General features: G+C 63.9%; 10 protein-coding genes. 6 read left to right on the top strand and 4 right to left on the bottom strand.

Annotated elements, in window-relative coordinates; genetic code table 11:
- Nucleotides 1–91: 91 nt before the first annotated feature.
- Together P1T08_13730 and P1T08_13725 are read left to right on the top strand one after the other, a co-directional pair.
- Nucleotides 92–229: a hypothetical protein gene (locus P1T08_13730; GenBank protein MDF1597134.1), complete on the top strand. Its 138-nt coding sequence runs from the start codon at nt 92–94 to the stop codon at nt 227–229.
- Between the two features lie 22 nt (nt 230–251).
- Nucleotides 252–632, top strand: a complete 381-nt coding sequence (locus P1T08_13725; GenBank protein ID MDF1597133.1) for a VOC family protein — start codon at nt 252–254, stop codon at nt 630–632.
- A 133-nt stretch (nt 633–765) separates the two neighbouring features.
- Here the strand turns inward: P1T08_13725 and P1T08_13720 are convergent, their stop codons facing one another.
- Together P1T08_13720 and P1T08_13715 are read right to left on the bottom strand one after the other, a co-directional pair.
- Nucleotides 766–1,548 carry an HAD-IB family hydrolase gene (locus P1T08_13720; GenBank protein ID MDF1597132.1) on the bottom strand — a complete coding sequence of 261 codons (783 nt, stop codon included), beginning with the start codon at nt 1,546–1,548 and terminating at the stop codon, nt 766–768.
- 73 nt (nt 1,549–1,621) lie between these two features.
- Nucleotides 1,622–2,158, bottom strand: a complete 537-nt coding sequence (locus P1T08_13715; protein ID MDF1597131.1) for an MBL fold metallo-hydrolase — start codon at nt 2,156–2,158, stop codon at nt 1,622–1,624.
- 47 nt (nt 2,159–2,205) lie between these two features.
- Between P1T08_13715 and P1T08_13710 the strand changes: the two genes are divergently transcribed.
- Entirely contained in the window at nt 2,206–2,409 is a 204-nt protein-coding gene (locus P1T08_13710; GenBank protein ID MDF1597130.1) for a hypothetical protein, read from the top strand.
- Between the two features lie 208 nt (nt 2,410–2,617).
- Complete coding sequence (locus P1T08_13705) at nt 2,618–2,974, top strand: MmcQ/YjbR family DNA-binding protein (GenBank protein MDF1597129.1); 357 nt, start codon at nt 2,618–2,620, stop codon at nt 2,972–2,974.
- On the opposite strand, the gene P1T08_13700 is transcribed toward P1T08_13705, so the two are convergent.
- On the bottom strand, nt 2,967–4,490 hold the full coding sequence (locus tag P1T08_13700) for a molybdopterin-dependent oxidoreductase (GenBank protein ID MDF1597128.1): 1,524 nt from the start codon (nt 4,488–4,490) through the stop codon (nt 2,967–2,969). The two genes, P1T08_13705 and P1T08_13700, sit on opposite strands and share 8 nt — an antisense overlap.
- A 207-nt stretch (nt 4,491–4,697) precedes the next feature.
- Between P1T08_13700 and P1T08_13695 the strand changes: the two genes are divergently transcribed.
- Both P1T08_13695 and P1T08_13690 read left to right on the top strand, forming a co-directional pair.
- Nucleotides 4,698–5,270 carry a nitroreductase family deazaflavin-dependent oxidoreductase gene (locus P1T08_13695; protein ID MDF1597127.1) on the top strand — a complete coding sequence of 191 codons (573 nt, stop codon included), beginning with the start codon at nt 4,698–4,700 and terminating at the stop codon, nt 5,268–5,270.
- Between the two features lie 18 nt (nt 5,271–5,288).
- Complete coding sequence (locus P1T08_13690) at nt 5,289–5,888, top strand: DNA-3-methyladenine glycosylase I (GenBank protein MDF1597126.1); 600 nt, start codon at nt 5,289–5,291, stop codon at nt 5,886–5,888.
- A gap of 7 nt (nt 5,889–5,895) precedes the next feature.
- On the opposite strand, the gene P1T08_13685 is transcribed toward P1T08_13690, so the two are convergent.
- Nucleotides 5,896–7,305 (bottom strand): NAD(P)/FAD-dependent oxidoreductase, encoded by a 1,410-nt coding sequence (locus tag P1T08_13685; protein MDF1597125.1) that lies wholly within the window; start codon nt 7,303–7,305, stop codon nt 5,896–5,898.
- Between the last annotated feature and the right edge of the window lie 58 nt (nt 7,306–7,363).

Raw genomic sequence — 7,363 nt, 5'->3', positions numbered from 1 at the left:
GGCGTAGTAACCATCAGATTGGCAGAGCCCTCCTAATCAACCGGGAACCCCTACACCCCGCTCAATTCCGAAGCGCCACGAAACCGATCTGGTGCGCTTCCGCATCGATACCAGCGACATGGATGCAGGAACTCACACCCTGCAGATCGAGGCAACCTACTCCAAGGGCGGGACCGCGGGCTCACTGGCGGGAACCGTCACGCTGATCGTGAGCGAACCGTCCGGCTAGCGGCCGTGCAAGAATCGCAGTCATGCAGCGACCTCCAATCGACGGCCAGATCACCTTTCTGACCGTCGCCGACCTCACCTCGAGCAGCCGGTTCTACGGCGAACTCCTCGGGCTCGACCTCGTACTCGATCAAGGTCCTTGCCGGATCTACCAGGTCACCCCGGCTGCCTTTGTGGGCATCTGCACACACAGGGAAGATGTGCAATCGGAGGGTGTGATCATCACAATCGTGACCGATCATGTCGACGAGTGGTTCACGCAGCTTCGCGATGCGGGAGTGCCGTTCGAGTCGGCACCGACCCGCAACGACCGCTTCGACATCTACCACGTGTTCTTGCGTGATCCGGATGGACACCTGGTCGAGATCCAGCAGTTCTTGGATCCGAATTGGGCAGGCCCGTAGATGGCACCTCGTTGGGATGAATACCAGGGAGTCCGGCGGTTGCCCACCTCAGGGCAGGTCTCTGGTGGACGACTGCGCCGGGCGATGCGGCGCACACGATCTCAGAGGTGAAGGTATGAGACCAACAGGTCAATCATCCTCCGGCAGCTAAACGTCCATGGCGGCGGCCGAGGAAATAGGTCGCGATGGCGGCGGCGACCGCTCCGGCGGTTGCTGAGGTTCCCGCCACAACCCTCTTAGCGGTCCGGGAGAAGATCACTATCGGCCAGCCGCGCCGACGGGCGTGATCGGCCAGTTCACCGTCCGGATTGACCGCCACCGGATGGCCGACGAGCTCCATCATCGGGAGGTCGCTGATCGAGTCGCTGTATGAGTAGCAGAGCGACAGGTCGTAGTTGTTTCCATCGGCGAGGTCGCGCATCGCCCGGGCCTTGCCCTCCCCGTAAACGAAATGGCCCGTGAGGCCACCGGTGTAGCGGCCGTCGATGATCTCCCCCTGAGTGCCGATCCCCCCGGTCATGCCGATGGCCCCGGCCAATCGATCGACGATCTCCTGTGGAGAGGCGGAGACGATATAGGTATCGCGCCCGGCCTCCTGATGCATCTTGATGAGCGCCGTTGCCTCCGGTCGGACGCGGGACGCAAGCCGGGGGATCATGGCCTGGCCGACCTCTTCGAGGTCGACCAGTTCGACGCCGGCCACAGCCGAAAGGATCCGCTCGCGAACGGCTTCGGATCGGTCGTCGGTTGCTCCGAACCAGCGGAAGATCAGGGCTCCCGCCGCGTCCCGCACGAGGCTGCTCGTCGGCATCAGTTTCTGACGCCACGCAGTCACCCCGAAGGAGAAGGCCGACGATCCGCTGATCAACGTTCGGTCGAGGTCGAAGAAAGCGGCGGCAGGGCGGAGGTCGGTCACAACCAGAAACCTAGTCCCGAGTTTTCTCCGCAATGCAGTGAATCACCACGGTCCACAGTATTGCCGAGAAAACTCATATCTCGAACGGGGCGCCGTGGCCGGGGACGATTACATCCGCCAGGGACTTCACTCGCGCCCGATTCGGCCCGAGGAGTTCCGGATTGGTGGCGCGGGGGTCGCCTTCGATGTCTCCATTCCACCAGAGATGGGTGCACGCCACGACACCGGACGGCGTCGTCACCAACGTCGTGATGTCCTGGAGCGTATGACCGGGCGTTTCTATCAACTGCACATCCGGCGACACCCGAAAACCCTCTGCGGGGCGGTCCGTCCACCGGTCGCCCTGGTAGATGGCCCAGTGATCATGGAACCGCGCATTCTCGAATAGCGCCGCATGCAAAGTGTGATCGGGATGATGATGGGAGAAAACGACGTCTGTGATCGAGCCCGGCTCTACGCCGAGTGCACGCAGCGGTTCCAGGATCACCGCCCGGTCGGGCACCATGCCCGGGTCGACGACGATCCGACTGTCCCCGTCCTCTAGGTAACTCACCGTCGACGCAACACCCGGCGTCACATATCCCGCAAACAGCAACTCGAACCTGGCCATCGCCACCTCCTGCGTAGGATGCAAGCAGCTACCCGGGATTCCTGCACGTGGGTCGTGGAACCTTTGCCATCATCGTCGCCATCCTCATCGTCGCCGTGGGCGGATCGTTCATCGGCGGACGTCTCAGCGCTCAGGAGTTCCTCACCATCGTCGGTCTGTTCATGCTGTGGGCGGTGGGAGTGAGCGCCTACCGGGGAATCGTCAGATTGCGGAACCGCATGACACCGCCACGGGCCCGTGACGACGAGTAGGTTGAACGTTGACAACGAGGGAGGTCGTCTGATGGAGTTCATGATCATCATGCTCTTGTTTGTCGTCGCCAGTGCCGCGATCGGGTACGGGCTCACCGTCCTGTACAACCGTTCGAGCGAGCGGCGAGAAGCCTAGAAGCTGAGATCACAGCTCATATTGGGGATCGGCCGGTCGGACCGGCGTGGGTAAGTTTGTGCTTGGAGGGCCATGGCGCACTTCGACAATCCTCTCCAACTCCTGGACTCATTTGCCGGTGCCACCTCCGGTTACCCATTCGGACCCGGTGCCCTGGTCTACAAGGTCGGCGGAAAGATGTTCGCTCTCGTAGCCGACGATGTCGAGCCGTTCAGAATCAGCCTGAAGTGCGAACCCGACCTGGCGTTGGAACTCCGGGCCCTGTATCCCGGAGCCGTCTCGGCCGGCTACCACCTGAACAAGCGCCATTGGAACACGATCGAAATGAACGACACGCTCCCGAAGGCAGAGCTCGAGGAATGGATCAGCCACTCATACGATCTCGTCGTAGCCGGGCTCCCGCGCCGTCAACGGGAAACCCTCAGGTGATCACGACATCCCGCGTGTGATAGCCGGTGGCGCCGTCCGGAGCCGGAGGGGCGATGTCGGACGTTTGAGTTGCACCATCGGCGTCGGTTGCACGGACTCTGATGGAGTGATCGCCGGCCGCGGCTTCCCAGTCGATCGCCCACTGCCGCCAGGAGTCCTTTGAGAGCTCGGTCGACAGCTCCGCCTGCCTCCACGGTCCGTCATCGACCTGGACCTCGACCCCGGCGATGCCGCGGTCGGGAGCCCAGGCAACCCCGGCGATCGGGATAGTCCCGGCCGCCAACTGCTCGCCCTGGCGCGGAACGTCGATCCGGGATTGCGTCTTGATAGGAGCTTCCTTGGACCATCCGCGCGGAATCCAGTAGGCGTCGAACGCATCCCAGGTAGTCAGCTCTATCTCGGACAACCACTTGGTGGCCGACACGTATCCGTAGAGCCCGGCAACAACCAGCCGGGCGGGGAACCCGTGCTCGAACGGAAGTGGCTCACCGTTCATAGCAATGGCGACCATCGCCTCCCGTCCGTCGAAGGCGGCTTCGGCCGGGAATCCGACCGTGAAATCGTCGACGGACCGGCCGACGATTTGCGTCGCACCCTCCTGCACACCGGCACGGTCGAGAAGGTCACGGAGCGGCACTCCCAACCATCTGGCATGCCCCACGAGGCTCCCGCCAACCCGGTTCGAGACACAAGACAACGTGACGAAGCGCTCGACCATGGGAAGGTCGAGCAGGTCATCGAACGTCAACTCGATCGGCCGATCGACCATACCGCTGATCTTGAGCGTCCATCCATCGAGATCGACCCTCGGCACCGAAATGGCAGTATCGATGCGGTAGAAGTCCGCATTAGGGGTCACGAGTTCGGAGATCCCCTCCACCGCTATTGCGTCACCTTGGGCGGGCAGAGCCTGTGCGCTCGACGGGCCGGGCAAGATCACGTCCTCCCGACCGGAGACGGCGGCCCGCATGCGGCCGACGAGCAGCCGGCCGGTGGTAGCCGCCAGGACCGCGAATGCGGCGAACCCTCCTAAGGCGACGAGGAAGCGGCGGCGGCTCTCATCTTGCTCAGCCGCGGCCACCCGGCTGGTCAGGAAACGGAGGACCGCAATCCCCGCAAACACCCCACCCCACACTGCGACGATCCCCTGGGCACGGGAGACGAGCGGATCCTGCCATGCGGCGATCGATCCAATCGCGCCGGCGGCCACAAATGCCAGGGCCGCCGCCCCGAAACTACGCACCGCCAAACGCCCTACCGCGGCGCCGGCGACCAATCCGGCAACCACGATCCCGGCCACCAGCACCGGTTTGTCGTAGAACCCGAAGATCCTGATACCGAATCGGACGACGCTCTCCGGAGCTAGGTCGATGATGAGGTTGCCCACGGCCACGACCATCGACACTCCAGTCGAAAGCAGGCCGGAGAGTAGTTCGACCACGCCGAAGGCGACAGCTACTGCGACCGCCCCGGCCGCGGCCGGACGGCGCGGTTTGAGGGAAGATTCGGTAGTCATGGGCGACACCCTACGTATGATGGCAGTTCAACCGGAACCCTCGGCACGGTTGTTTCGCGGTTGTTAATCGAAGGTCGGATGCCTGTTCTTGCGTCACTCCCGGGCGAGTACCGCCGCCGCACATCGACGCACGAACGCGCTTCTCGGTCCATTGTCCCCTGGCGTTTACCCGTGCTTCGTGGCAGTCTGAGAACGGAGGACTCGCAAATGGATGACACAACCGCGGCCATGCTCCAGAGATGGTTCAAGAGGCTGAATCGCTGGATCATGATCCCCATGTGGAGACTTGGCCTCAGACGGCTCATCAACATCTGGCCGACCGTTGGGGGTCGAATCCTGGTCCTCGTCCACACCGGGCGAAAGACCGGTGCACGACACCTCACCCCACTCAACTATGCGCCATCCTATTCGTCGGTGTACGTGCTCGCCGGATTCGGCGCCCGCACAGACTGGTACCGCAACGTGCTGGCCGGTCCCGCCGTCGAGGTCTGGCTCCCCGATGGACGCTGGCTCGCCGAAGCAACCGACGTCTCCGACCACCCGCTCCGGATTTCGATAATCCGCGACATCCTCATCGCCAGCGGTTTCGCCGCTCCGGTAGCAGGGATCGACCCCAGACGCCTCTCCGACGATGAACTGGTCGCCAAGACGGCCGACTACCGGCTGGTCGAACTCCAGTACCGGGCCGACGCAACCGGAACGAGCGGACCGGGAGACCTCGCCTGGATCTGGGTTGCGCTGGGGGCCTTGTTCATTATGGACAAGCTGCGCAGGAAGTAGCCGGGGTACCATCGGACGATGGCGAATTCGAGCATTCTCCTGGGGGAGGACGGGACGGCCCGTTGCCGGTGGGCAGGTTCAGACCCTCTATATCTCTCGTACCACGACACCGAATGGGGGTTTCCGTCTCGCGACGACACGAGACTGTTCGAGAAACTGTGCCTCGAGGGTTTCCAGGCCGGACTGGCCTGGATCACGATCCTCCGCAAGCGCGACAACTTCAGGGCCGCGTTTTCCAATTTCGACATCCCGACCGTTGCCTCGTTCGGATCCGACGACGTGGAACGGTTGCTCGGCGACGCCGGCATCGTGCGGCATCGCGGGAAGATCGAGTCGGCGATCAGCAACGCCGGGAGGGCGCTGACCCTGATCGAGGAGTTCGGATCGCTTTCCTCCTACGTGTGGGGCCAGGCCCCGCCACCGCAACCGGCGCCGCGGAAACTCGAAGACCTCCCGGCCCTGACCGATGCCTCCACTGCGCTGAGCAAGGATCTCAAGAGACGGGGGTGGTCGTTCGTAGGCCCAACCACCCTCTACGCCTTCATGCAAGCGATGGGCCTGGTCAACGATCATCTGGCGGGATGCGAGATTCGGAGCCGCATCGAGCGACCGGGGTAGGACTCGGCTACCCGGCCGACCGGGACGCCTCCTTGATGGCTGCCCGCGCCGCGTGATATCCGCACATGCCGTGCACGCCGGCGCCCGGCGGAGTTGCAGACGAACATAAGTACAAACCTTCGCCGATTCGATAGGGTCTCGTCTCCCCGAACTGGAGGATCCGGCGGACGCCGAACGCTCCCCCGGCAATGTCGCCTCCGACGTAATTGGAGTTGTAGTCCTCGAAAGCGGTGGGCCCCATCACGTGTCTCGCCAGGATCAGATCACGGAACCCGGGGGCAAAGCGCTCGATTTGTGCCTCGATCGATCCGGTCATATCCCGATCCGATCGGGCGGGTACATGACAGTACCCCCAGGCCGTGTGCTTGCCGGCGGGGGCCCGGGTCTGGTCGAACAGCGACTGTTGGGCGACGATGACGAAGGGACGATCGGGATGGCGGCCGGAATGGACGGCCTCCTCGGCAGCCGCCACCTCCTCATAGGTCCCGCCGACATGCACGGTTCCGGCCCGTCCGCTTTCCTCGTCTGCCCACGGAATCGGGCCGTCCAGTGCCCAGTCCACCTTGAACGCGCCGGGTCCGGTCTTCCGGCGGCCGAGACGGCGCCTCGACGCACCATCCAACCGATGGCCACCGATGCGCAAAGCTGCCTCGGGCATCACGTCGAGCATGACGATCGGTGCCGGGGGGATCCCGTCCAACGACCGGATGACGCGTCCCATCTCCACGGTTCCCCCACCGTTGACGACTCGGGCGGCCAATTCCTCGGCGAGTCGCTGCGAGCCACCCCGCACCATCGGCCAACCGTAGACGTGCGCCGTCACCGCGAAAATCGATGCCACGGCCCCCGTAAACGGGTGGTTGAAGGGAGCTATGGCATGAGCGGCCAGACCGGCGTAGAGCGCCCGGGCCGGGTCGGTCTGCAGACCTCGCACAACCGTCGAGGCAGGGAGAAGGCCCGGGAGGCCAAATCGACCCAAGGTCACCGGATGCGAAGGAGGTATTCGCAGAGGGCCGAGTATCTGGCCAATCACATCGTGCGCATTCTCAACGAGCCGGCCGACAAGGCGGCGATAGCGCGCCCCGTCCGTTGCCAGACCTCCGACGGTGTCATCGAGGCTTCGATAGAGGGCACCGACGCGCCCACCGTCGAGCGGATGGGCAACAGGAATCTCCGGATCGACCCAGTCGCCGGCGCCGATCTCGCGGAAGAACGGCGAAGCCACGCCGAGCGGGTGAATCGCAGAGCAAACGTCGTGCAGAAAACCGGGCAGCGTCAGCTCGTCGGTGCGCGTTCCTCCGCCGATCCGGTCCGAGCTCTCTATAACCAGGACCCGCCTTTCGGATTGCGCCAGAACCACGGCAGCAGCCAGACCATTGGGACCCGAACCAATTACCACGGCGTCGTATTCAGCCATGCGGCCATTCTGGTCCACCCACCGAGGCCTTGATCCATATGCCGCGCTCCGGCACCCC

It is taken from the genome of Acidimicrobiia bacterium, from assembly GCA_029210695.1.
Lineage (GTDB): Bacteria > Actinomycetota > Acidimicrobiia > Spongiisociales > JAHEDJ01 > JAHEDJ01.
This window is presented reverse-complemented; position numbering and strand designations above follow the sequence as displayed.